Genomic DNA, 25,083 nt, shown 5'->3' on the forward strand with positions numbered 1-25,083 from the left:
CTCCCCTCCCCTCCCCGCTACGCACGGTGTCTGCTCGCCGCGCGAAGCTTCTCCTGCGGCACCGGAGGCGCAAATGGCGACCGACGATTGCTAACCGGCCGCTACATTCGGGACGGAGGCCCAAAATGAGGAAGACGGTCGTCGAGCTTCTGCTTTGCCGGCAGCCGCGCTCTAAGTAAGAAGCCGGCCTCCCCTTCGCTTCCTGAAACGAATCTCCCAAAGTTCGGGCCGCCTTGCAGAGATGTTTTGACGGACACAGCGGACTCCACATGACTCGTCTTCGTCGCCACACGACATTTCGCAAAAGTCCGCTTTAAGCGGACATTTTTTCAAATTTCTAAAGCGCGCTTGCTCCGCACTTTACTTTGTGCAACTTTTGTCCGTCATGAACGAACAAAAACGCAAAAAATTAAAGTCCGTAATAGAAAAGGTCCCTGCCGGCTTCCTCGTGGACTCCGCATGGATGCGGAAAATGGAAATTCGCCGAAGCTCCACACATGACTACGTTCGCCGAGGCTGGCTCGAACCTGTTATTCACGGTGTTTATCGACGCCCTTCAACACGAGAGGGTGCAGCGGAAAAAATCACGGACTGGCGTATCGCTCTCCTTTCCGCACAGACGATCATGGACTACAAATTTCATGTTGGCGGCCGCACAGCACTCGCGCTTCAAGGCCACGTGCATTACCTCGCACTCGGCGCGGCCGAAAACATCTTTGTCTATGGTAACGCACCCCGATGGCTGATTAGTCTTCCTACCAACGGTCTTGTCATCGCCCGCAGCACGCGCCTGTTCGATACGGCCGATCTCGGCGTCGAGCCATTGCCAACCGAGGCGAACCAAATCCTGAACCTACAGCGTTGGGCGATACAAGCCTCGACGCCGGAGCGGGCGGTTTTGGAAACGTTAGACGAACTTCCGGAAAACGAGAGCTTTCACAACATCGACGCAATCTTTGAAGGCTTGAGCAATCTGCGTCCGCGCCGCCTAACAGAGCTTCTGGCGGCTTGCACCAAGGTTCAGGTGAAGAGACTTTTTTTCGTCTTCGCCGACCGTCACAAGCACGCTTGGCTCAAGCACGTCGATCGTTCGGCCGTCGACCTGGGCAGCGGCGACCGCTCTTTCGTCAAGGGCGGGAAACTCCATCCAATCTATCGAATCACAATTCCCGAAGAATATCTACCCCGACAGACAGAGGGCGCCAATGGCCCGTGATCAATACATCTCTCAACTCAAGCTGCTCGTTCAGGTGCTGCCGGCTATTGCGGACGAACCCGCTTTCGCGCTGAAAGGCGGAACCGCCATCAATCTGTTCTATAGGGATCTTCCGCGCCTTTCGGTCGATATCGATCTCACCTACCTGCCACTCAAACCGAGAGAGGCGAGCCTGATCGACATCGACCAGACGCTGGATCGTGTCGCAGCCAAAGTTGAACGGATCAAGGACGTCCGGGCAAAGCGAATAGCCGGCGGCGGTGGTGGCGATACGCGTATCGAAGTCAGGCGCGGGCAAACGGCTATCAAGATAGAGACGTCCCCCGTCGCCAGAGGTACGGTTCATCCCGTCGAACGACGAAGGGTGAGCGAGCGAGTCGAAGACGAGTTTGGCTTTGCTGAAATGCAGGTTGTCGCATTCGAAGATCTTTTCGGTGGCAAGATGCATGCTGCAGTCGATCGCCAACATCCCCGCGACTTGTTCGATATCAAGTTACTCTACGAAAACGAAGGCATCAGCGATTTGCTGTTTCGGACTTTCCTGGTCTACGTGGCGAGCTCTGGACGTCCGCCACACGAATTGCTGGCGCCGAACCGGTCAGACATTTCCTACGTCTTCAATCAGGAATTCGAGGGCATGACGATCGAAAAAGTCTCGCTGGACGAATTGCTGCAGACCCGTGAGCGATTTCTCGCCGACATCCGCAAACGCCTCGACGACGCAGCCCAAAAGTTCCTGCTGTCTCTACACGACATCGAGCCTGACTTCGATACCGTCGGGCTGCCGGCTGCACTTGAGTTGCCGGCCGTACGATGGAAGCTTCTGAATCTGGAACGCCTAAAGAACGACAATCCGACAAAACACGCAGAGCAGCGTCGAGAAATCGAACGCCTCTTCAGCCGGTAATTGCGCAGCTCTGTTCACTTCGCACCCAGCGCTCGTCCGCACGGCGCCCGGAGCCATGACCTATGGATTTCAGCACTTATATTAGGCGCCGCCGAATCACCGAAGCATGGACTTGAGCCTGTCGTTCTCCTCGCGGAGCCTCATGACTAGGAGGCGTTTCAGATGGCGGTTTTCAGCCTCAAGAGCTGCCAGATCTTCGTCCGAACCGTGCTGAACTGACAGATCGCGGGGATGCTGGAGTAGCACCGGAACTTGTAGGATACGAGAGCGTCGTGTCGTCCCTCGAGATTTCGCAGTGCCTGTTGGCACTGATGCCGGTTGCTCCTGCGCGGACGGTCCGCCGTCGACCGTGTAATGCTCGCCAGCTATCGGCTCGGCAGCTTTGTCTGGCAAATACATTGCGTCGGGACTGCCCGGAGAGCGCTCCACGTCAACCGAAGCGTGCGAGGTGACCACAGCGGGTTCCACCGCGTCCGCGCCTGAAGGGGCTTGAGGCAGGTCAACCTCCGGCATGTTGCCGTCGGCCTCGACCGCGCGCGCCATCGCCCGCAAGTCCAGATTGCCCCATATCGACTTTGGTCGGGCCCCTGTATGGCGCCTGTTCATCTTGTATTCAACGACGAAATTGGATCGTGGTGTTCTCATATGCCGGAAGATTTGGTTGGGTGATGACGCCCACTGATCTAGTCAGTGGCGCTTTTTTAAAGGCCATCAAACGCCGAGGATGCATGGAAATCATTTGGATGAGTGCCGTCAGACCGCTAGCTCATCCCCAGTCTCTTCCGGAGAGCAGCGTTTTCCGCACGTAGTTTTTCAGAAAGCAGTTTTCTGAGCCGCCGATTTTCTTCCTCAAGCTGAATGAACTCGGCGAGCTCATCGTCCTCGGAAGCAGGTGCTGCCTGGATCTGCCCGACGTGCTGAGCCGTCGCTTTCTTCCATTGATAATAGGTCTGGTCGGAAATACCGGCGCTTTTAACGGCATCTTTCAAGGTTGCACCGCCAGCGACTTCCGCTTCGATCTGACCTATCCTTTCTAGCTTCTCCTGATCGCTCAGGCCGCGGGTTTTTGGCTTCACCGGTTTGGATGAGCCTACGCCGGTCTTTGCGGCAGTTGCGTTCTTGATCCTTGAAGCCTTTTTCGGCGCACGCGGCTCAACTCCCGCCTTGCCGGTACCGTCCGGCTGAATCTGATTCTCTTCGTTAGGCATTGATCGTCCTCTGTGAATTACTGCTTTGTCGATCAGCTCAATCCAAGAGTCAACATTCAGGCCTGGGGCATGGAGAAACACACGAAATCAGCGATCACTTGGCTCATCTAGGCCGAACATCCATCCATCCGCCCCCGTTGATCTTGCCCCTCGCTAAGCTCTGCCCCGCGTTTCCCTGCCTGCAGGTGCGGCGATTACAGCCGCCCTCGCCTGCTAATGCCGGAATTGAAGCTGATCCATGAGGTCTACTCCGGCGAAGCTCTTGATCAACATGCCTGTCAAATTGATCGACGACGATCTGCTGCACATCCTTGCTTGGAGCAATCTCCAGAAGAAGTGGCACCGAATCCTTTTCCGGTACGAGTCCGCATGGTCGCGCCAAGTTCATCTCAGAAACAATTGGCCTACCGCCTTGCCGGCATTTTAGTTGTCCTAATCGGACCTATCTCGCCGGACGTCCGGCATCGTTGAAATAGAGTCTATCGCCGGCAACGATGCGCGCCTTGAAATGGAAACCAGGCTACAGGTCAATTGGCTGACCCCAAAAAATTGATGGCTGCTTCAGTCGCCGCGCCAAGACCGGTTTTAAAACGTCGCGCCGGCAGACAGGAGGTCATAAACTCTGTACAGCAGTTAGGCGTGCCTAACTCGGCACTACAAGCTCGCGCGTTCGCGCCTTTTTCACTTGCCCTCGCGGCGGTAGATCTGCCCGGCACGTTACAGTTAGCTCAGCCCGCCGACCTGGAATGACCCCAGGGTCCTAAGACGGATCCAGTTAGGCGCGCCTAACGCCGGACATCAAGCCCAGTCAAAACTATCCCAGAAGCAGTCTCAGTCGTTGTCGATTGAAACCCCTTCCGGCATCCTTCCGACCCACGGACATGAGCAAGACCACGCGCCGCCAATCCATCACCTACTGTACTGTCAACGGGACTCGTCTCTGGCAAGGAGGTGTCCAAGAGCCAATCGGATTTGACCCAGCGAGTGCAACTCTGGTTTCTGCAGCCACGCTGCTGGGAAGCGTCGCGGACAAGTACCCGCTAACTCTGAGCGTCACCTGATTTCAAGTCGGCGAATAAACTGCCAACACGAGCCGGGTCGCCCATGGTTAGGCGCGCCTAACTGTGTCCCCATTGTTCGCCCTCAACTGTGCCATGACCATCGGCCCCAGTGAAAACTCGCCGCGTTCCCAGCGCCGCGAAAGGTCGCGCAGATAGCCTCCAGGAGAATTTATGAAGTTTGCTCTTTCGAGGATGCAAGCCATCGCTACAGCTGCGTTTTCGGGCCCCATCACCTCGCAGGCCTCTTCATAGGCTGACGGACTGACGCCCAGCATCGATCTGACCACAACCGCAGCTGACATCAGATCCCGCCAGCTTCCTATCGCACCGCCAGATCCATAGTCGCAAATCTGCGGGCAGGCCTTCATCACGATGCCAATCGGAAAGGATGCGTTCGCCGGGCGTCGTAGCAAGCTATTTCCACCGGACTTGGCCCCCTGCTCTTTTCTAGAGCTAGGTTCAAGTTCATTGATGGATTCGGGTTTTGAATTCTGTATGTGGCGCTCATCATGAGCAGCATTGGTGCTATTAAATTCTGTTTCTCCTTGAGTTTCCAGGCGGCTAACAACCTCGGCGTAAAGAAGCTGCATCTCGTCGAGCAAGTCGTCGACATCGGCGCGTGATGGGCTGCGCGGAATGCGTGCCGTCAGATCGAGATAGGTGTCTTCGATCGATTGCCAGTCTCCCTCCGCGCCCTCCTCGATGGCCGCGCTGATCAGCTTCCGGACATCTCTCCGATAGATGGTGAGCGTCTCCTTTGCCCTCCTAAAAGCGGTACGGGCTGCCACGACTTCCTGCGCCATCAGAGCAAGTTCCTCGGCGCGCGCAAGAAGAGGGGACAAATCGAAGCCGAAGGCAGTCTCAATCTCGCCGTGACTATCCTTCCGCGCAAATCGCTTGCCGTTGGCGCTGTCCTTCCGCACAATAAGACCCGCGTCCACGAGGATGGCCAGATGCCGTCGAAGTGTCGCTCCGGCAATGCCGTGGGCGCGCAGCGCCAGTTGGACGTTTGACGGAAAGACCACCGTGGACTTGTCTTGCCGAAGCTCATTGCTCGGGTGGAACGTCAGGAGCGCGTCCAGGACGGCCACGCTGCGATCCTGCAGGCCAAGCGTTTCCCTGGCCTCCGCAACATCACGGAAGACCTTCCACTTATCGACGGACTTGCCTTGCTTGATCTCGGTCGCGGCCACCTGCCGTTTCACGAGGGCAAGCGTCATCGACCGCCGTCCAAACGGCGTCGTCACACTTCCTGTATGCATCGTCTTTTACCTTTCAGAAGGCAAAAGAAATCCGCTCACCAAAACGGTGCCAAAGACTCTTGACGAAGATTCATGGAAATGCGATTCTCTGTCTTGCTACAGAACAGATGAGGGCTTCCACGACGGCAACGTTGAGGGGGCTCTTTTCTTTTGCGGGTTTTCTCCGTGGTCTGTTGATCCGGTATGTTATTTCGACGAACGGTGCTTGCGGTAGAGACCCTCAAGCGTCTCTAGGACGAGCGCAGCGAACTCCGGCGCTTCCTTCCTGTCGATTGCAATTTCCAGTTTCCCATCCGTGCTGAGCACTTTCGCGAGACGCTTCCCGCTGTCGGTTGTCCACACGTCGGCACTAATAGGCGTCGCCTGCGGTTTCAAACGCGTCACGAGCGCCTTGAAGCGGACCTCCGAGGGGAGGGCTTGGGCTTCGGCAGTGGCAAGATAAATGTTCGCCGCCTCAAGCGCGCCATCCTTGGCCAGCAGATCGGCAAGTTCAACCCAACTGCGGCGGCCGACCCCAGGCGCAGGGCCGACTGCGTTAATCAGCTCCCTTGGGATCCTGACCACCACGGACAACATATAGGAGAGATCACTCTTATAGACGGATAGGGCCGCCATAATGACATCCCTTGAGAAACGCTGCTGGAGATTGTCTGCAAAGAGAGCCTTCTCAATGTATGTCAGATCCTGGCGCTCGTTGTTTTCCTGGCCTTGCGCCACCACCAGCTGCTCGTCGGTCAATTCGCGAACGATTGCCCGCACCTGCTTCTGGAGTGCCTGAGCGGCTTGCAGGCGACGATGCCCGAACGCCACCTGATAGCGTCCACTCTGCTCCGGATGAGGACGCACGAGGATTGGCACCTGCTGTCCGCTTTCCTTTATGGAGGCGATCAGCCCGTCGATATCGCCGGGCATACGATCTTGCACGAAGGAGGGCTCAATATCGGCCGGGTCAATCTCAATGACGGTCTGCCCCTCTGCTAACCGCCGTTCGATCTCATCGGCTCGAGCCTGCCGCGCTTTCTCTTCACGAATGGTAGTGCCGACCTGTTTGACAAGCTTGTTGTCGGCAGAACCGTCCTCGGGCTGCGCGGTAGGCGAGAGCAGGGGACGGCCTTGGGTCTTTGCCGGACGCGCAGCATCCACCGAGACAAGATTGAGAAGGTTTTTCCGGCTCATGCAGCTCTCCCCCAAGATTTTTTGATCAGGGTCTCGATTTCCTCGTTGACGTTGTTCATCGCTTCAAGCGCGCGGTCGTATGTGGTGCGCGTAAACTGACCTCGTTCAACCTCATAAAGGGTTTGGTTGGTCAGTCCTGCGTCAGAAACGGCTGTCGTTTTCAGCATCGGGAAATTCAGAACATGCGAACCGAAGATCGATCGCAGATAGCCAACCATCTGATTCTGCGGCCCATCAGCTGGCTCGAAGCGCGTGATCAGGTAACGCAGCCACGAAAAATCCACATTTCCTCCGGCAGTTGCGACCTCGCGAAGAAGATCAGCCACCATCGCCAGGAACTGGTTCATCGACATCACGTCGAGCATCTGGGGGTGAACCGTCACGATCACGGACGTTGCCGCGGTGAGGGCAGACAAGGTGAGATAGCCAAGTTGCGGCGGGCAATCGATCACGACGATATCGTAATTGCTTTCGACTTCGTCCAACACCTGGCGAACGCGTTCAAAGAACATCACGTCACCTGCCTGCCGCTTCATCAGCGCACGCGGCGTGTCATGCTCAAATTCCATGAGTTCCAGATTGCCCGGGATCAGATGCAGATCCGGGATATAGGTCGAGCGAATGATCTCCTGAATTGGCCGGCGCTCATCATCATAGCGAATCGCGCCGTACATCGTCTCGTTCGAGCCGACATCCAGCTCGGGTTGGTTGCCGAAAAGGGCCGATAGGCTTGCCTGAGGGTCCAAGTCGAGCGCCAGAACCCTATAGCCACGTAATGCCAAAAATTGGGCCAAGTGCGCGGCCGTTGTGGTCTTGCCTGAGCCGCCCTTGAAGTTCATGACGGAGATGACCTGCAGTGCTTCGCCATCACGCCTGTGAGGCAAATACCGCCTATCAGCCCGGCCAACACGGTCGAGGTGCCGGCGGATCTTGTCGATATCTTCTACGGAATAAGAGCGGCGGCCACCGGCAGTTGTACTAACTTCAAGATCCTCAATGTCGTTGGATACCTGCCGCAGATAGACTTCCTTGACACCGACCAGCTTGGCCGCTTCAGATGGCTGAAAGTGGCGAATCCCTTTCTCCGCGACAGGCGGGAAGGTGCTCAGATGGTGGGCTTGGAGCTGTGTCGCCAGCGCCGAGGAGTGCCGCTCGATCAGATCGACCAACGTCTCTTGTGCCGCAATTTTCTGTTCAGCCGTCCGCTTCATTTTCAGCTCGATTTTCCAAAACAGCGCTTTGCGGCGTTCAACTCGATTTACACCGCTGTTGCAATAAGCCCCGATTCTGTCGGCGCGGCAAGCTATTTATGGTAAACAAAATCTTAACGAAGCTACTGGTTTCTCAAGGTAAATAGGCTGAACCGGGAGCAATTGCCAAGGAAAACAAGCATTTGGGACAACCGAGCCTACTTGCACCTATTCGTCGAGAATCCTGGGCACAGAACTCGCCATGAGTAATCAAAGGCGCTTGAACAACTTCAAAGCAAGCGAATCGCACCCGGAGGACGGCTGCCATTTTTTGCCGCTTCGCACTGGCTACAGCATTCTAGCGGCTCGCCCGCTCCGACGCGTCGCGTTGTTGTAGTAGGTAGAGGCCTGCTGTACTGAGCGATGCCGTGACTGTTCCATCGCTTCCGGAAGGGGTATCCCGCGATTGGCAGCTTCCGTCAGGTATCCCGATCGCAGCCCATGCGCGGAAAACTCCCCAACCTCCAGCCCGGCTTCTGCCACCCGCCGCTTGACGATATCATTGACCGCCTTCGGATCGAGCGCGCGCCGGCTGACATTGCCCCAGCGGTCGATCGCCCGAAACACACTGCCGCCGTCAATCCTGCCAGCCACCAGCCAGGCATTCAAGGCGTCGACCGGCCGGCCAGTGAGATAGACAACCTCGTCCTGGCCGGCGCCAGAATTCTTGGTGCGACCGAGATGGATGGAGAGCGAGGGGAGGGGAGGGCCGTCCTCGACCGAAACCGGAGCCTCGACAGTCAGCTGCTCCTTGCGCAGCCCGGCGACTTCGCTGCGCCGGCGGCCGCCGGAGGCGAAGGCGACCATCAGGATCGCCCTGTCCCGGATATTTCGCAAACTGTGGCCGGCGCAGGTCGCCAGCAGTTTTGCCAGGACGTCTGATGTGACCGCCTTGGCACTCTTGCGGCGGCGTGGCCGGGGAACGGCGCGGACGGCGAGCCGGATCGCTGACTTCAGGGCCGGGGAGGCGAAGGCGCCGTCGAGGCCGCGCCACTTGGTCAGCGTCGACCAGTTCGCCAGCCGCCGGCGGACGGTATCCGGGGCATGGGGGCCGGTCGTCCTGAGAACGCCAATCCCGCGCAGCGCGTCGGCCACGTCGGCCGGCATGCCGTGTTCGGCATCGCTCTCGCGGTGTTGCGGATCCCACAGGTGATGCGCCACAAACTTCAGCAGCAACGCCTCCGGCGCCGGCCAGAGCAGGGGAGCGCCGGTCGCCGCAATAGCCCACGCTTCCAGATAAGCCAGATCGGAAGTCAGGGCTCGAAGGGTATTGGCACCCATGCCTTCGTTGACCATGTGCCGCAGCGTCTCGACGTCGGCGTCGGTGAGCAACTCGGCGAGCTTGTCGCGGCGGTCGATCGGCAGCACGGCGGCGATGGTGTCGAGCGCCTCGGCGCGGCGGGTGAGGGCGTCTGTAGTCGGGGCAAGATTGTCCAAAGAGCCTCCTTGAGCTGCAAACGCAGGCTGTCGGAACGGCGGTTCGGCCACCCGATGATGCTGTTTTCGCTGATTTGCGGCCTAGAATCAATCACTTCCGATAAGCATTACTTATCGATGGTCAGACGCCGCCTGGAGCAATCTACGCAGTGACAGAAGCTAACTATAAGATAGCGTCCGTTTAGCAAATCATTTACCATGATTTCAATGTCTTACGATTTGTCGAAATTACCCATCTCTAGCCTGCTGCGGCCGATTTCGGATGCGGGATCGGCGTTGACCCGTCTCGACGAGCGCATTGCCCGCTCGCCGGTCGGGCAAGGCTGGATCGAACGCATGCATTTTGCCGATGCCTGCGCCTCGCTGTGGATCGACGGCGAACTTGTCCACATGGAGGACCTGGTGCTGCACGAGGCCCGCGCCGATATTCGCACGCCGACCCACGAGCTGACAATCGCCCGCGACGTGCTGAGGGCGCGCCGGCGGATTGCAGCGAAGCCACCGGGCTGGGCGCTCAGCGCCGAAGGCTTACAATTGCTGCGCCGTCATGGCGCGGATATGACAGCCGACCCTGTTGAAGATTCCGGCGGAAAGGTCGCGTCCGGCTTGGTAGCGGCGGTAGAAGTGTTCGAGGAAGGGGAGGTGGTTGGGGGTTCCGACGCTCTCGCGGTGGAATTCGCGGCGATGGACGCGGCCTTGGCCCGGTCGGAAGTGGCGTTGGCAAAGGCGAGGGCGCCAATCGACCACGGCAGGGATCCGCTGATCTACGAGCGTGACTGGGACGAGGAGTCTCGGCTCGACGAGTGGCGCACGGTCTTGGCCGAGACCGAGAGCATGCCGCCAGTGCTGCGCGCCGTGCTGTTGCTTGACGCCTGGAACAGCCTGCAGGTGCTGCAGCACGCACCCTGGCTCGGGCGGCTGCTTGCCGCCGCATCGCTGCGCCAGGCGGGTCTCACCACGGCCAGCCATCTCACCGCTATCAATCTCGGCCTGAAAACCATTGCCGTTGATCGCCGGCGGCATCGCCATCGTGACACGCGGCTCGCGGCGATGGTGCACGGACTGCAGGCGGCCGCTGAGCTTGGGCTCAAGGAACACGACCGGCTGGCACTGGCGCGGCAGATGATGGAGCGAAAACTTGACCATAGGCGGCGCTCATCGAAGTTGCCCCAGCTGATCGAGCTGGTGATGGCGCAGCCGCTCGTTACCGCTGAAATGATCGCCAAGGCGCTGAAGGTGACGCCGAGGGGGGCGCTGAGGCTTGTCGAGGAAATGGGGCTGCGCGAGATGACGGGGAGGGGGCGGTTTCGGGCATGGGGCGCGCTATAGCCAAGCGCGCAATGCTGACCAGGCACATGTGCTGTTCGGGTCGTTTCGGCAACTTGTCGCAAAGCAGAGTGACCGTCGACAATCCGCGGCGGCCCTCGATCGCATACTGCCGGTCCTCGTCGTAAAGCTCATTCCAGCGGCAAGGACTTTCAAGGCGTCTGGTGCGCTCCTCGCCGTTGCACGATTGTCTTGCTTAGGATTCGGCGGTTGATTTTCTGCTTCCACCGCAGCTGTGCCGACGAGAGCTTCCGTTTGAGTTTTGTCTGTTTCAAAAAACGATATTCCTTCTCATCGTAGAGGTAGCCCATGCGGTAAGCATGCTCGATGAGATCATCATTGGCATTGGCGGAGGGGTCCGCCTGTATCCGCTTCAGGCCTTCGAAGAGGTTGCCGGTATCGATTCCGACAAAACGGTTGATGCAGACATTGCCGACATAGGTGGTCGCGCCATTATCCCGGTTGCGAATATAGCAATGTTCCAGGATATCTTGGCCACAAGGACATTGGTCAAGCTCCTCGCTGATTTCCACTCCGACCAGATCCCATTCAAGACGAGCCGTCTCAAACGAGCTGGATTTTGACAGGGGAAGGATGTGGGCCTTCAGGCGCTCAAAGTTATGGCTTTCCATCAAATCTAGTCTCTGCGATACCGTTCCTGCTGCGCGCGCCACCGGTCACGTGTCGTCATATCCTCGTTCTCGTCCTCATCTTCGGTGCTTTCATGCCAGAGCATGATGAGAGCAAATCCGTTTTGCTGAAGGCAGACTTGTTCGCTGATGGTTGAAGCCCGCTTGTCGCGAGATACATCGATCCAGATATCGGGAAGTCGGCTGTCGATCTGGCTCGGAATACCGATCTGCAGGCCCTTTTTGTAGAACAGTGAGCCCTGTGGAACCGGTTTGCCGCGGTTCGCCACGACAAAGGGAAAGCGCTTTCCATCGTGATAAACCCGGCCCACCTTTCCGTCTTTGACCACAACGAAGGCAAGAGCTTCCGGGTGGTAAGCGGCGTAGGCTCTCGCCATGGCTTCCTTGCTGACCCCGAACCGCTCAGCCAATTCAAACACGTGCTCGAGGCTAGGGGAGGGATGTCTCTTGAAGGCATCGCGCAATCTGGGCGGTGGCATCAGGATCAGCGAAGAGAACCGATTTGCTTCGACCTCCATTTTAGCCCGGCGATCCCCTTCCTTTGCGGAAAGCGTCCGAAGGTCTGCTTTCGAACACAGGAAATGGCCATCCTTGTCGGGGACATGGTTGGCGATGAGGAAGTGGCCAAGTTCGTGCCCGATCGTGAACCGCCGCCGGGGCTCGCTAACCCCCTTTTTGACCAGGATGATCCCACGGCTGCGGTTCGTATCTGTGATCAGCCCGCCTTCGAACCCGTCGGTTTTCAGTTCCGCGATCTCTTCGACCTCGAGCTGTAGTGCGAGCTCCTCAATCGGAACGGGCAGAGGAAGACTGGGCTCATGCTTCAGGATCAGGCTGACCAGCCCTTCGGGCGATCCGGTATCGGCCAAGTCCATCCGCACGACGTCCATTCACTTCCCCTTTGGTTTCAGCCGGGCCATCAGCACCTGGATTGTCTCCCGATCTTCAGGGCTTAGCGACTTCAAATCCCTGTACATCGCGACCAGGCCAGGTTCCTCATCTGCCCCCTGCGGATTTTCTCCGACGAGATCGGCAATCGCAATGCGAAAATGATTGGCCAACTTGGTCAGAAGCTCGATCGATGGATTGGTGCTGCGTCCGGTTTCAAGATCGTAAATGTGTGTTTTGGACGCTCCGATCGCGTCTGCCACGTCCTGCAGCGACTGGCGGTTTTTTCCCCTGAGTTCTTTGAGCTTGGCAGCCAAAGACATGTTCATAGCGCTCCGTTGAATCACTGAAGGCGCGTGCACTGGTGTGCCGCGCCGTTCGGTTAATCGGTACAAAATTATAGCACAGGGGTTGACGAATACAAGCGTTCGATCTATCTGTACAAAAGAATAATCATCTATCTTACGCGACAGTCACTGCCACAGGAGGCACGCATGTATCACGATCAGCGGCTTATCATGCGGGACGGAATGCTCATCGGTGCGCTTGAGCGGATGTGCGCGACGCTCGAGATTTCCCCGAGCCAAGCCGCACTCGCCAAGGAGCGCTATGACGGCGTCGGTGAATGGCTGGCTGGTTCAGACGACCCGCTGCTTAAGCTGATGGGGATCTTTCTTCAAGGGTCGACTGCGATCGGGACGACGGTCAAGCCGATCGGTAGCAATGAACACGACGTCGACCTTGTCGCCCATGCCCCTGGTCTCGGCGACTGGGTCGAGCCGGTGGCATTGAAGAGGGCGATCGGCGACCGGTTGAAGGCAAACGGCCACTACAAGCCGCTGCTCGTCGAAATGGCGCGCTGCTGGCGGCTCGTATACGCCAACGAATTCCATATGGACATTACGCCGTCTATTCCAAACCGGGCCTGCAACATGGGTGGCGAACTCGTTCCCGACCGGGCCCTGAAGATTTGGAAGCCGTCCAATCCGAAGGGTTATAAGGCACTGTTCCTTGAGCGCGTCAAGCTCGCGCCCCGCTTTCGGGTGACGAAGAGCCTCCACACCCAGGACAGGGCGCGCGCCGACATCGAGCCTTATCCTGACCAGGTCCGTTTCAAGGGCCTGCTGCAAAGGGTCGTGCAAATCTTGAAGCGCCACCGTGACGTCTTCATCTCCGTCAACGAGGTTGATCAGTCCTTGTCGCCGATCTCAGTTCTGGTGACGACCCTGGCCTCCCAGAGTTACGAATACTGCGTCAGAACTTTCACCTACGACACGGAGCTGGATCTGCTGTTTGACGTGATCCGCCACATGGCGGACTTCATCGAAGCGCGCACCGTGAACGGTCGGATGCATTGGTTCGTCTGGAACGAGACGACCAAGGGGGAGAATTTCGCAGAGAAGTGGAATGCTGACCCGAAGCGCGCTGAAGTTTTCTTCACCTGGCACGCTCGCGCGCTCAGCGACATCAGCCGACTGAAGGATGCCGAGGGGCTGGACGGTCTCAAGCGGCATCTCGGCGACGCATTTGGTTCTGGTCCGGCCAAGGCCGTCGTCGATGCGATCACCAATGATATCTCTGCCTCCCGGCGGGCCGGAACTCTTGCTGTGGCGCCTCGCGTCGGCCTTGTCACGGGCGTTGCCGCAGCCACCGCAACGCCCGTGCGCGCCAACACTTTCTTCGGACGGTGACCATGCACTATCCCGATCCAAAGCCGTTAACGGCCGCGCAGCAGTTTCTTCTCCTGACGAAGAACCCGCTGTCGGAGGGAAGCGGTGAACTTGGCTCGGGATGCTTCAGATGGCATTACAAGGCCTCACCAACCCCTTTGTCGCGGGTCTATGACGCCCGGCTGGAGTTCGCGGCAAATCGATCGCCGCGGGTGTTCATCGACAGTCCTGACCTGACGCTGCTGTCAGGCGGTGACACTCTCCCGCATGTATACGACCAAAAGCCGCCTCGTCTTTGTCTGTATCTGCCGCGCACCTATGAGTGGCTACCATGGATGCGGCTCGACCAGACCCTCGTTCCATGGACATCGCTCTGGTTGTTTTATTTCGAGGACTGGCTAACGGAGCGAGAATGGCGGGGTGGGGGAGAGCACCCCGAGCCTCGTGACGTTGAGCAGCGGATAAGCCGAAGCCGCCTGCAGCGGCGGCATGCACCCAGGCAAAGGATTGAGTAGATGGCCAAGTCGAAGGTTCCTGAGAAGATCCAACGTGCCCTGTGGGCTCGCGCCGCAGGCCGCTGCCAATATCGCGGCTGCAATTGCGAACTCATCGGTGACCTCCTCTCGGGGAAGGAGGACAAGATGTTCGGGTTTGTGGCGCATATTGTCGCCGACTCTCCCGGAGGTGCCCGTGGCCATCTGACCCACTCGGTGCTTCTGGCGAAAGATCTCTCCAACCTGATGCTGCTTTGCGCGAAGTGCCATCGTTTGATCGATGACGAGGCCCCAGACGATCATCCCGAGGAACTTCTTCTGCGCATGAAGGAGGAGCACGAACGACGAGTGCGACTGGCGAGCGGCATCCAGGCTGATCGCGCCTCGCATGTCGTCCGTTTCGGTGCCAATATAGGTAAGAACGAAGCTCTGGTCGCCAGGGACGATATCTTTGCATCGATGCTGCCGGACCGCTCTCCCGCCTCCTTCGAAACCATCGACCTCGAAATGCTGGGCCTTTCGCTCGATGACGCCGACCAGAATTTTTGGCAGATCCAGCAGAGCAATCTCCAGCGCCAGTTCTCCGACAAGATTAGAGGGCGGATCGAGCGTCAGCAGATAACCCACGCGAGTGTCTTCGCGCTTGCTCCCCAGCCCCTTTTGATCGAACTCGGACGTCAGCTTTGCGATATCCTGCCAGCCGACGTCCATCAGCGTCATCGCGAACCGTCAACCTGGAAATGGCAGAACGACGCGCCACCGATTGAATATCAGACAACAATGCCGGCGAAGCTCTATCCGACTGTCGCGCTCATCCTTGGTCTCAGCGCCTCGATTGGGCAGGAAAGGATCACTTCCGTTCTTGGAGAAGAGACCGCCATGTGGTCGATGACAACGGCTTCGCCGCACAACGATATCATGCGCAGCCCGGCAGATCTTGCCCGTTTCCGCCAAGAACTCCGGCGGCTGTTCGACACGATAAAGGCAGCGCATGGGGAAGACGTCACGATCAATTTATTTCCCGCTCTGCCCGTCTCAGCGGCGGTAGAAGTCGGGCGCGTGTGGATGCCGAAGGCGGACCTGCCGCTACAGATATTTGACCAAAACCGTCAGATCGGCGGCTTCGTGTCTGCGCTTCGGATTGCGTGAGCGGCAGGCACGCTTTCGACCGCGTCGAAATCTGTCGAAATGAAAGGCGAAGTTCAAAAGTTCGCGATGCGAAACACCCATAGGGGCACAGAGAGAAGAATATGACGAAACGAGCTGTGTTGTTGTTCGGGGCAGGAGCCTCGGTGGAGTATAAGGCACCGTCCACGGCGGCGATCACTGCCAAAATAGAACGGCGGGTGATGGCTGACGATTGGATGAAGGCATGCGGTGGAGACACAGCGTACCAGGCTATTAAGAACCGCCTCCAAAGCTACCTGCAGCGGCCGGACGATGTGAATTTTGAGCAGATCTACCACTGTGCGCATGAACTGAGCTATTCGTTCCCCCATACCGAAGGCGCGATGAACGAGTTTCGCCCGCTCCTTCCGGCGTTCACTACGCTGACGGAGCCATTGGATGCCCGGGCTCTTCGGGCGCTGTGCGGAAAAATCACCGACGTCATCTACAGCCAGTTCTCGGCCGCCTGCGATGGCAACCCTCTCTCCTTGGCGCCTCTCTCCGCATTCATTGAGAAGATTCGTCGGACCCATATTACGCGGATCTACACGACCAACTACGACGACTTCATCCTTCAGGCGGCGCCAGATCTCTACACGGGCTTCGCCAATGTAGCGGCCGCCGGTCCGCAGCAATTTGAATTGCGGAAGTTCTGGGAACGAAGCGATGACGCGAGTGTCTTCTATCTGCATGGTTCGGTCCACCTCGGGTTCCCGCATCCGATGCCTCAGGGAAGTGAGATCGGTGACCTCTACTGGTTCCATGCGCGCGACGAGGCGCGCAAGCACGCGCGTTTCGACGGCAGCGACGTGTCACGGATGGATGGAACGCAGATCATGCGGGCCTCGGTCGTAACGGGGCTGGACAAGCTTTCGCGACTGCAACAGCGCCCGATGTCCCACTATTACGCGGGACTGGCTGCCGATCTCATGCGCGCGGATATCATCTACGTGATCGGCTCCGGTCTCACAGATCTTCACCTGAATAGCTGGCTGCACGAAGCCCGTTCGCTCAGCCCGGCCGTTCCGCTGCTGTTCGTCGACTACTGGAACGGCCACTTCCTAGAGGCGACAGCGTTTGATGCCCACCGCAAGGAAATTCTCCTGTTCCATGAGCTCCGCGTTCATGCGAAGGGACCATATGGCGGGGTGCGGGTTGGTGAGCACTGGACACTGTCCCCGGATGGGATGTCGGCTATCTGGGACAACGGGTTTCAAAGCTTCCTGGCGGCGCAGGATGAACTTGACGACGTTCTGATCCGCCTGAAATGTAAGACTTAGATCCAGAACGGTCGGTTGCTGTCATACAAAATTTTGTATATGGTCGCCGCAACTAATCAACGGTCATGAGGACCCCAGTGCAAGTACAACTCCGGCAGTTAAAGGGCTCGTGGACGCTTGGTTACGCGTTGCACAAGCACACGCTTTCGAGCGTGTATGTCGGAGATGACCAGTATGGCCATCCTCAATTCGATACCACCAGATCCGAGCCGGGCGACGCGCTCTTCAAGCTCAAATACCGTGGCGATTGGGGACAAGCGCCCCTAATCGCCGAGCAAATTCGCGTTTCTTTGCTTCCGCTTTTTCCGGCGATTGGTCTGATCGTTCCGGTTCCCGCTTCCACCATGCGACAGCGGCAACCGGTAGAGGAGATAGCAACGGACCTAGGCAAGGCGGCGAACATTCCGGTCTTCAAGACCATTGTTGTGAAAGCCGCTGCCCCGGAAGGCGCTGCTCAGCTGAAAAATCTCAATACGCGCGAAGAGAAAGATGCGGCACTCGCCGGACGGTTTTCGATTCATCCGGCCATCACCAACCAAGGCAAGTGGAACGCCCTGGTCGTTGATGATCTGTTTGACACCGGTGCCAGCATGGACGCCGTGTGCAAGATCCTGAAGACTTATGATAAAATCAGCAACGTCTATGCTGCGGCTGTCACCTGGAAGTAATGCCATGACCACTGTTTTCATTGCCGGATCCATCGCCATCAGCAAGCTTCACCATCTGGTCAAGGAGCGGATCCAGAAGATAATCGATGGTCGTCTCGATGTTGTGGTTGGCGACGCGGACGGCGCCGACACATCCATTCAGCAGTGCCTCACCGAGCTTGGGGCCGCGAGCGTGACGGTCTATTGTAGTGGCGATCGGCCTCGCAACAACATCGGACGCTGGCCCGTCAAGAACATATACCCGAAGGCAGCGCCCGGCAGCAGAGCATTCTACACCGCAAAGGACGTTGAGATGTCGCGCGCAAGCGACTATGGGCTGATGATCTGGGACTGCAAAAGTACCGGCACCCTGAGCAATGTTATCGAACTGATAAATCAGCAGAAAAAGTCCGTTGTATTCGTAAACAAACGACAGGAATTCGTGACAGTTTCTGACGGGCGAAGCCTGGAGACACTTCTATCGTTTATGTCGGATCACGCGCGAATGAAAGCCGATGAGAAAATCGGTCTGAATTCCAAGATATCGTCCCTCGCCCAAAGCGCATTCTTGCTGGATGACGATCAGAACCGGAAACCTTCCGTTACGCCGGAAGCCACACCGGATGCAGGACACGACGACCAACAAGCAGCAAATATGAAGTTGCGCATGGCGTTGATCCAGGCGATTGAGGCGCACGTGAAGGCGCAAGGCTGGACCCAGGCAGAGGCCGCTCGCATGTTGGGTGTCACTCAGCCCCGCATGTCGGATCTGATCCGTCACAAGGCCAGTGTCTTTGGTCTGGATTCGCTCGTCAACATGGTGGAGGCGGCCGGTCTGCAGATCGAGGTGCGTGTGGCGGCGTAGCAAAACATCGTGCTGGAAGCTGCTGGGCTAGCGGCGCCTCTCTCCTCTTTGAGGGGAAGGTTTGGAGTTCGGTCAGGCCTTCCGCAACTCCTGTGTCGATCACGCGTACGGTAGGCTATTAGTCCCATGGAATCAGCGCCCATGGGCAACCGCTCGTTCCGCCCGGATGATCGCCAAGACGCTTGAGATGAAGCCGCAGTCGGCGCTCCGGATCGTCGGCGAGTTCGGTCTGCGCGGAGGTTTCCGGGGGATTATATAGTTGGACAATGGCGTCCCGCGACGCCGAAAAGAAAGTTGCCTGCGCTATCGACAGAATTGGGTGCAGCAAAGTGCGAAAACCATACCTTAAAGCGAGGCAAAAGCGATCACTATGTAACGGCAAGCATTTGACTTTATTATGCCGCGGCCGCGCTTGGGCAAATCGGTAACGCCACGATTTACCCAGAAACCGCAACCAGGGGCAGGACTCCGTCGGCCGGACGATAGTTCCACTCTACTCCTTCTTGCCCCAAGCCTTGCAAACTCAAGATGCCACAAGGCAGGTTTCGGGACGCGACCTTTCGGCGCAGAAATTCGGCTTGAGCGCGATCATGCGTGGAAAGAAAGACTTGGTATCCACGATCAGCTACAAGATTGCAGATGAAATCCGCGAAGGCGGCAGCATGAATTGCGTCATTGTGCTGCAGCGGATCGTCGAGAACCAAGCCACGCCAGCGCGACCAGGGGTATGTCAGGCTGGCAGCGCACAACATGCTGACCGAAAGCGCCGCCATCTGTCCTTCGCTATGCACCAGCACGGGATCGATCTGCCCGACTTCGGCCGGAACCTCCCCATCCTTTGTGGCGCTTTGTTCGACACGGCGATTTCGGACATGCTGGTCGATGCCGACCCTTGGATCGCAAAGAATTGCCCGGCTTACCGATTTCATGAGATTGGCAAGCGGCTTCATATAATTTGCGTTGAATTCGGCGACCTCGTCGAGAATCTCCGAACTCGCGACTTGAGCGATGTCTTTCGCTTCCTGTGTAGCGTCCGCAAGCCGCGATTTTGTATCGATCGCCGCCTGTACCTCGGCGCGAAGCTGTGGTCGGTCGCTATTTGGCGCCCCGCTGACCGCTGCCCGGAGGTTTTCCAGAGCTATAATGTGATTTTCGACAAGGCTTTTCGCCGTTCTTCCGTCGCGCAACCGTTTCAGAAGATCTTCTGCTTCACTCACTTTCGCCCGCGTCGCCGTGGAGCTTATCGTCAGGGACTTCAATCGGTCGGCGTCAGGTTCGTCGGAGCCGTCGAAATTCAACCTGCGCCACGCTTCGATCGCTTCGCTTTTCCGTTGGGACGCTGCATTAATCAAAGCGGCGCCTTGCTGTTTGCGAACGGTCGCCGCAGTCGCCGAAACGTCCAGAGAAGCAAGGTCCTGCTCAACGGCCTCGCGGTCCGATGACGCTTGCTCGCTCGCCGCTTCCTTGGCCAAAAAAGCCGTTTCCGCGAGACCCAATGCGTCCAAAAGCTGATCTCCACGTAGTGAGCCTGCACCGAAAGCCTGATCATATTGAGCGACGGACGTAGAGATTGTCTCAAGCGCCTTCGCCGCAATATCCTGCTCATGGGTGGCTGTCGTAAGCTCGGCTTGCGCTTGATCGCGGCGCCGAACAGCGGCCGAGTGGGCTCCTCCTGACGCAAACAGGGTCCCGGATAGTTTGTTTCGCCAATACCACTTACGCTGCCTCAGCCACGCAATATCCGCGGCGCTTTTCGCAAGCTGGTCATGACGGCGCTTTGCCGTGACGGTGTCGCCGGTCAAACCTGCGCCAAACACCCTGGCCTCGAGGTCAATGTTTGCCTGCTCCTCCAAACGACGCTCGTCGTGCAGATCATTGCGCCGCAGCTCGAGCGCGCGAAGTTCGCCCAGCTTATCCTTCGCCAAATCCCGTTGCCGCGTCAGACCGATCACCTGCGATTCCTGCGCAAGCACGAGCGGTGCCAGCCGTTCAGCGGCCCCAGCCGCGCGGCGCTTCAGTTCTCCTTCGATGTCGAAGTGGGTGGCGCAAACAGGGCAATCACAGGACTCGTGCGTCAAATTTGCCGCCACGCTCGCAACAGCGCTCGACATCGCAGTTACAGTCGTTCTGAGTTCGGCGAGAATCTTCTCTTGCCCTTCGACAAGCTCATCGAATGATGTCAACTCGCCATTGGCCCGCGCGATATCGTCATTGAGATTCGGGCTAGAAGCGTCCAGCGCTTCGATAGACGACCGTAGCTCGGCAATCCTCGCATCCCGTGTCATCCAAGCGAGAACGTACTCCCGCTCGGATTGCGCAAGTTTGACACGCTCGTCCAGCCGGCCGACATCACCCTCGATGCGGCGCACAATCTGCAGGCGGCGTTCAAGCGACGATAGTTCCCTTGCCTCGCCCTCTAACTTGGAGCGAGCATTTACAACGTCGGCGTCAGCCGTCTCCTTTCTCTGAGCAAGCAGAACGGCAGACTGGAGTGCGTCCTTCAAACCTTTCAGACGGTCACGCAGGTCTCGGGCATTCTTCGCAGCCAGCCGGCTCGCATTTTCGCCGTCACTTGCCTCGGAAAGCGCTGCCTCAAGGTCTTGGCGCTTCGCCGCAAGGGAGGTAATATGAGCGTCGATAGCTGCGGCGGCCCCCTCCAATTCCGAACATTGGCGGGACGCGTCCTCCCAGGCAGCGAGCGCCTCGTTTCCGGATGTAATGTTGGTCGCCAAGATTCGAGTTTCATCGCGTAGCGCGTTCAGTCGGGCTTCGAGGCTTCCGATCGTCCCGTCAGCGAAAGCAGAGATCAGCGACGCCGGTCCAGTTCCAGCAGCTTCCTCCAACAACTGGGAGATTGCCTGTGCGAGTTGCGTTGATGCCTCGTCATTGAGGGCGCCGACGCTCGTGAGACCGGACCACAGGCTTGCCTCCGTATTGAGGAGGTTGCGAAGAGCGGACACCTCTTTGTTGAGTTCGTCGATGCGGTCGGAAAATGCACGGCTGGCTTTAGTATTTCCCTTTCCGTGCAGCGCCTTGGCGATCTCTTCGACCTGTTTGCTTTGAGCGGCCTCCTTTAGGATATCAAAGCGTTCCCCAGGTTCTCGATTGGTCAAACGCGACTTCGTCGATTGTCCGAGAAAGTGTGTCAGCAGCAAATAGCTCGACAGTTCGGAAATGTTGCGATCCCAACCCTCGTCCCGCAGGAACTCCGCGATATCCGGGATCGTGCCGGCAACGGTAGACTTTGTTGCTCTCGAAGATGACAAAGTGCGCGAGAGGCTATTGCCGCCCGAGAACTCTAACCTGACGCTGGTCGGACCTGGAGCGCCCACGCGCCAGCGGCACAAGTAGCTGCCGACTTTCTTAACCCCGTCCGCGTCCCGGAAATGGTCGATCTTGTCGGTCAGCGCCCATTCGAGGCCATCGAACATCGACGACTTTCCGATACCATTGCTGCCGTGAACGACGAGCACGCCAGGTCCGTCCGGAAGACCGATGTCCAGGCTCTTGAAAGTCCGGTACTGTTCAAGCCGAATGCGATTGAGATAAACGCTGCTCATTTGGACGCCTCTCTGGCTTGAACGAGCTCGGTAACTAGGCTTTTGGCGTCATCCTTCAGCTGGTCCGCCTTGATCACCCATTGCTGAGCGACCTTCTTTTCCAGCCCATGCTTTTCGAGAATGCGCTCTGCCAGCTCGTAGGTTTCATCAAGGGGGGCGTCACTGACAGAGCCTACATTCGCCCATGGCATTGCCAAGAAAGTCCTGGCGAGGAAGGTGTTGAAGGACCCCTGCACATCAGTCTTTTTCGGGATCCAAACGACCTTCCTGCAGACAGTCTCATCCCGTTCTAGAAGATCGACCAGTCGCTTCCAGTCGCCTGATGGCGTCGGCGATGTCGCACAGAGGAACAGATGAGCGTTGATAACCTCGCGTTCCAACATGAATGAGCGAGCCACGACCATCTGTGCATGGAGTTTCTTCAGCGCCAGTTTTACTTGATCGGGCGAGTCGAGCGCTATCGGGGCAATGACAACAGGATAATCTCCGAGCCGAAGTCCGAATAGACCGTCGAGCCGCTCGACATTAGGCTGGGCTGGGCGGCTCCGGAAGTTCGGTGAGGTGAAATCGGCAACCTCGTCGGCTCGCCAGTGAAGCGTTTGGGCAGCGTCAACCAGGAGTGATTTTAGAATCTCAGGTGTCATGCAAGCACCCTTTCACGGTCGTCGTCCTGGCGCCTTCGCCATTGGCCGAATTCTTCCTCGACAGCTTTTCGCCATGTCGAAAGATCTGTGTTCAATGCAGATCGCCAATTAAGATCGTTGCGAACGATGGCCGGTCTTATCCGGCGGGCCACGCTAAGGCTTAGGCCTGGGTCCCCCGCATTGAGCACTGTATCATCCGGCCCGGTGACCTGAACTTCGGCGCTTCCGGACAGAATCAGTGCGTCGACATCCCATTGTTCGGGTCGGCTCCAATCCGTCAATAAGTTTCCGCCAAGGATTTCCGTGGCCGCCGACCCCAACGCCAGTCCGTCCACGTCGAAGGTCAAATTCCCCCTTTGAACCCCCGCTGGCTTGAGAGGCTCTCCCAGATGTGTGGCGAGGATAAGGACCAAAGCGCTTGCCATTCGCTCCACCGTGCTCGCGTCTCCGTCCCAAGGGTCAGCTTTGATGGTGCCGATGCTGCCCAGCCAGGCCAAGAAGTCGTGGCGAAGAGCTGGTGACGCGTCGAGAGTCGCGTGCCAATCATCCCACGTAGCAAGCGTTGCTTGCAGGACATCCTGAGCGATGTGTCCAAGCCCGAAACATTTGCCGGTTACTTTGGTCTTCGATAGCATGACGTCCAACTGGCGGACGAGTGACGCATCAATGGACTCGCTGATGCAAAAACTACCAACCTCGCAATAGGGATAACGTGACGAACTGGAGTGGGCAACCGGCGCAAACGGCAGCGTTGCCTGCCAGCTCGATTTCACGAGCGCGCCGACACTCAGCGATATTTTTCCACCGCTTGCTTTGCTCAATCTCACAAAGTCATCGGCCTTAACCCGATCCATCGGTGCATCCATTTGGATCGTGATCGACACCGGCGCGGTTTCACACTGCTCGACGAGTTCTCGAAGTGCGATCTTGCCACGCTCCACCAAACTCTGTGTCGCCCTATCCCAGCCGATGATGATAGTTGATGCTTCATGGGCGGTCTGGCCAGCGAGCTGCTGTTTTACCGCACCATCCGCCAATTTTGCCAGATGCCGCTCGTAGAAGAATGTATAAGTCTCTGCGTTCAGCGATGGAGGGACAAGGAGATCAGGATGCGTCTTGAACCTTTCCATATATGCCGCTTCAAACGCCTCGAACAGCTTTTCGGCTGGAAGATACCGTGCCTTTTTGTCGGGGCCATGGCGCAGAATAACGTGGTTGAATCGTTCTGAAAGCGGCGTGCCGGCAATCGATATCCCAACCGCTTCTAATCCGTCATCGTGCTTTATAACGTCCGAAATTTTGCCGGCGCTGCGACGCACGTTGACGCCCGCCTGTCGAGCAGCCGCCAGCACTGCAAAGACCATGCATTGATTGAGTTGTGCTGCGCGGCCGAACGAGAGGAGTGGCCCGCTCGTATTGATGGTCAGCAAACGGTCCCGGCGCAGGAGAGGCGTCAGACTATCGAGAATTCCACGCTCAAGCAGTACTTTGTGGAGTTCGCCCTCGTACAAAGGTTCGAGGTCGGCTTCTGAATTCTTGTCTTTATGGGCTGCCAGGACGGTTGCCCTCAGTACGCCCTGACCAAAATAGTTCAGAAAGGTCTCGGTGAACTGCACATGCTCAAACCCTTTTATCATCAGATTGAGAATGTCCGTCAGCGCTCCATCGCCATTGCCGCTCACGAGATAACTGGCAGGCGCGTTAGGCTCTACCGCTGCTGTACCAACGCCTCTCTGCTTCCAATAGTCATAGATGTCGGCAGCCCCGGCTTTCTTTTCCTCGCCAAAACCCATGGCCAGAATTACTTGCTTTACAACATAGCTTGAGCCGTTATCGAAGGTCAGCCTCCACTCCGATCCCTCCGGGGCGAGGCTCGTAAGTCTGTGCCGCTCTTTCCAGAATAGTTTTTGCTGCAGTCGCGCCCTGTGGCCGTGAAATTCTTGGACAAGCTTGGCCGCGACAGCACCCCCAGTTTCCAGCTCCCAGTTGAGGAAGGGCAGGGCGGCGTCTCGTTCAAGTGATCCAAGGGACGGCCATTCATAGATGTGAGGGTGAAGAAGCCGTGGCGAATCGCTTTGCAGCTGCAGCACCTCGTCGGCGGGATCGAACAAGGTCACGCGGCAATCGAGCAACGCCAGCGCCAAAGCACAGGTCACGCCCGCCGCGCCCGCCCCGACAACTGCAATCGAACCGTTTGTATCGGCCATACCGCTCTCGTGCATCGCTCTCACCAGCTGAAACGCACGAACTTGTTGCGAATAAAATGTGATACGGCGGTCAAACGTGCCGACGAAGTAAAGACCCTCTACGCCAGGTATCGTCGCGGACGTCATCCAGTTATTGAGATTGTCTTCAGCCAAATTCATGCGCGCACT

Annotated in this window: 20 protein-coding genes; 9 read left to right on the forward strand and 11 right to left on the reverse strand. The window is 57.7% G+C overall.

The features are described from left to right. Positions 1-385 precede the first annotated feature (385 nt). Both K6M89_RS25555 and K6M89_RS25560 read left to right on the forward strand, forming a co-directional pair. On the forward strand, positions 386-1,216 hold the full coding sequence (locus tag K6M89_RS25555; RefSeq protein ID WP_222141435.1) for a type IV toxin-antitoxin system AbiEi family antitoxin domain-containing protein: 831 nt from the start codon (positions 386-388) through the stop codon (positions 1,214-1,216). Further along, positions 1,206-2,123 carry a nucleotidyl transferase AbiEii/AbiGii toxin family protein gene (locus K6M89_RS25560; protein ID WP_064710314.1) on the forward strand — a complete coding sequence of 306 codons (918 nt, stop codon included), beginning with the start codon at positions 1,206-1,208 and terminating at the stop codon, positions 2,121-2,123. Before K6M89_RS25555 ends, K6M89_RS25560 begins: the two co-directional genes overlap by 11 nt. A gap of 761 nt (positions 2,124-2,884) precedes the next feature. Here K6M89_RS25560 and K6M89_RS25565 read toward each other — a convergent pair. The 5 genes from K6M89_RS25565 to K6M89_RS25585 all read right to left on the reverse strand — a co-directional run bounded on the left by K6M89_RS25565 (position 2,885) and on the right by K6M89_RS25585 (position 9,517). Beyond that, positions 2,885-3,331 (reverse strand): transposase, encoded by a 447-nt coding sequence (locus K6M89_RS25565; RefSeq protein WP_222141436.1) that lies wholly within the window; start codon positions 3,329-3,331, stop codon positions 2,885-2,887. Positions 3,332-4,439: 1,108 nt separating this feature from the next. Continuing rightward, a complete protein-coding gene (gene repC / locus K6M89_RS25570; protein WP_112722915.1) occupies positions 4,440-5,654 on the reverse strand; it encodes a plasmid replication protein RepC in 1,215 nt (404 codons plus the stop codon). A gap of 186 nt (positions 5,655-5,840) precedes the next feature. Continuing rightward, positions 5,841-6,830: a plasmid partitioning protein RepB gene (gene repB / locus K6M89_RS25575; RefSeq protein ID WP_064710318.1), complete on the reverse strand. Its 990-nt coding sequence runs from the start codon at positions 6,828-6,830 to the stop codon at positions 5,841-5,843. Next, positions 6,827-8,041, reverse strand: coding sequence for a plasmid partitioning protein RepA (repA, locus tag K6M89_RS25580; protein ID WP_064710319.1), 1,215 nt, complete (start codon positions 8,039-8,041; stop codon positions 6,827-6,829). The genes repB and repA overlap by 4 nt, the downstream gene beginning before the upstream one ends. A gap of 327 nt (positions 8,042-8,368) precedes the next feature. Continuing rightward, entirely contained in the window at positions 8,369-9,517 is a 1,149-nt protein-coding gene (locus K6M89_RS25585) for a site-specific integrase (RefSeq protein WP_222141437.1), read from the reverse strand. Between the two features lie 198 nt (positions 9,518-9,715). On the opposite strand from K6M89_RS25585, the gene K6M89_RS25590 reads away from it, so the two are divergent. Next, a complete protein-coding gene (locus K6M89_RS25590) occupies positions 9,716-10,846 on the forward strand; it encodes an RHE_PE00001 family protein (RefSeq protein WP_222141438.1) in 1,131 nt (376 codons plus the stop codon). 149 nt (positions 10,847-10,995) lie between these two features. On the opposite strand, the gene K6M89_RS25595 is transcribed toward K6M89_RS25590, so the two are convergent. Genes K6M89_RS25595 through K6M89_RS25605 form a run of 3 tightly spaced genes read right to left on the reverse strand, consistent with a single transcriptional unit; the run spans position 10,996 to position 12,704 of the window. After that, positions 10,996-11,475, reverse strand: coding sequence for a hypothetical protein (locus tag K6M89_RS25595; protein WP_221114285.1), 480 nt, complete (start codon positions 11,473-11,475; stop codon positions 10,996-10,998). Positions 11,476-11,480: 5 nt separating this feature from the next. Next, the gene (locus tag K6M89_RS25600; protein ID WP_222141439.1) at positions 11,481-12,383 is read right to left on the reverse strand and encodes an ImmA/IrrE family metallo-endopeptidase; all 903 of its coding nucleotides are present in this window, start codon (positions 12,381-12,383) and stop codon (positions 11,481-11,483) included. After that, positions 12,384-12,704: a helix-turn-helix transcriptional regulator gene (locus K6M89_RS25605; protein ID WP_222141440.1), complete on the reverse strand. Its 321-nt coding sequence runs from the start codon at positions 12,702-12,704 to the stop codon at positions 12,384-12,386. It abuts the gene before it with no gap. Positions 12,705-12,875: 171 nt separating this feature from the next. On the opposite strand from K6M89_RS25605, the gene K6M89_RS25610 reads away from it, so the two are divergent. From K6M89_RS25610 to K6M89_RS25635, 6 genes are all read left to right on the forward strand, one after another. Continuing rightward, on the forward strand, positions 12,876-14,072 hold the full coding sequence (locus K6M89_RS25610; protein ID WP_222141441.1) for a nucleotidyltransferase domain-containing protein: 1,197 nt from the start codon (positions 12,876-12,878) through the stop codon (positions 14,070-14,072). 2 nt (positions 14,073-14,074) lie between these two features. Continuing rightward, a complete protein-coding gene (locus tag K6M89_RS25615; RefSeq protein ID WP_222141442.1) occupies positions 14,075-14,566 on the forward strand; it encodes a type II CBASS E2 protein in 492 nt (163 codons plus the stop codon). Continuing rightward, the gene (locus K6M89_RS25620; protein WP_222141443.1) at positions 14,567-15,694 is read left to right on the forward strand and encodes an HNH endonuclease; all 1,128 of its coding nucleotides are present in this window, start codon (positions 14,567-14,569) and stop codon (positions 15,692-15,694) included. Between the two features lie 101 nt (positions 15,695-15,795). Continuing rightward, positions 15,796-16,992 (forward strand): SIR2 family protein, encoded by a 1,197-nt coding sequence (locus K6M89_RS25625; RefSeq protein ID WP_222141444.1) that lies wholly within the window; start codon positions 15,796-15,798, stop codon positions 16,990-16,992. Between the two features lie 77 nt (positions 16,993-17,069). Beyond that, entirely contained in the window at positions 17,070-17,660 is a 591-nt protein-coding gene (locus K6M89_RS25630) for a ComF family protein (protein ID WP_222141445.1), read from the forward strand. 4 nt (positions 17,661-17,664) lie between these two features. Beyond that, entirely contained in the window at positions 17,665-18,504 is an 840-nt protein-coding gene (locus tag K6M89_RS25635) for a helix-turn-helix domain-containing protein (RefSeq protein ID WP_222141446.1), read from the forward strand. 437 nt (positions 18,505-18,941) lie between these two features. Here K6M89_RS25635 and K6M89_RS25640 read toward each other — a convergent pair whose 3' ends face one another. From K6M89_RS25640 to K6M89_RS25650, 3 genes are read right to left on the reverse strand one after another with little or no spacing between them, the layout of a single operon-like run. After that, positions 18,942-22,064: an AAA family ATPase gene (locus K6M89_RS25640; protein WP_222141447.1), complete on the reverse strand. Its 3,123-nt coding sequence runs from the start codon at positions 22,062-22,064 to the stop codon at positions 18,942-18,944. Further along, positions 22,061-22,708, reverse strand: a complete 648-nt coding sequence (locus K6M89_RS25645; protein WP_222141448.1) for an ABC-three component system middle component 1 — start codon at positions 22,706-22,708, stop codon at positions 22,061-22,063. Before K6M89_RS25645 ends, K6M89_RS25640 begins: the two co-directional genes overlap by 4 nt. After that, entirely contained in the window at positions 22,705-25,074 is a 2,370-nt protein-coding gene (locus K6M89_RS25650) for an ABC-three component system protein (protein WP_222141449.1), read from the reverse strand. The genes K6M89_RS25645 and K6M89_RS25650 overlap by 4 nt, the downstream gene beginning before the upstream one ends. Positions 25,075-25,083 lie beyond the last annotated feature (9 nt).

It is taken from the genome of Rhizobium croatiense, assembly GCF_019793465.1.
GTDB classification, from domain to species: Bacteria; Pseudomonadota; Alphaproteobacteria; order Rhizobiales; family Rhizobiaceae; genus Rhizobium; species Rhizobium croatiense.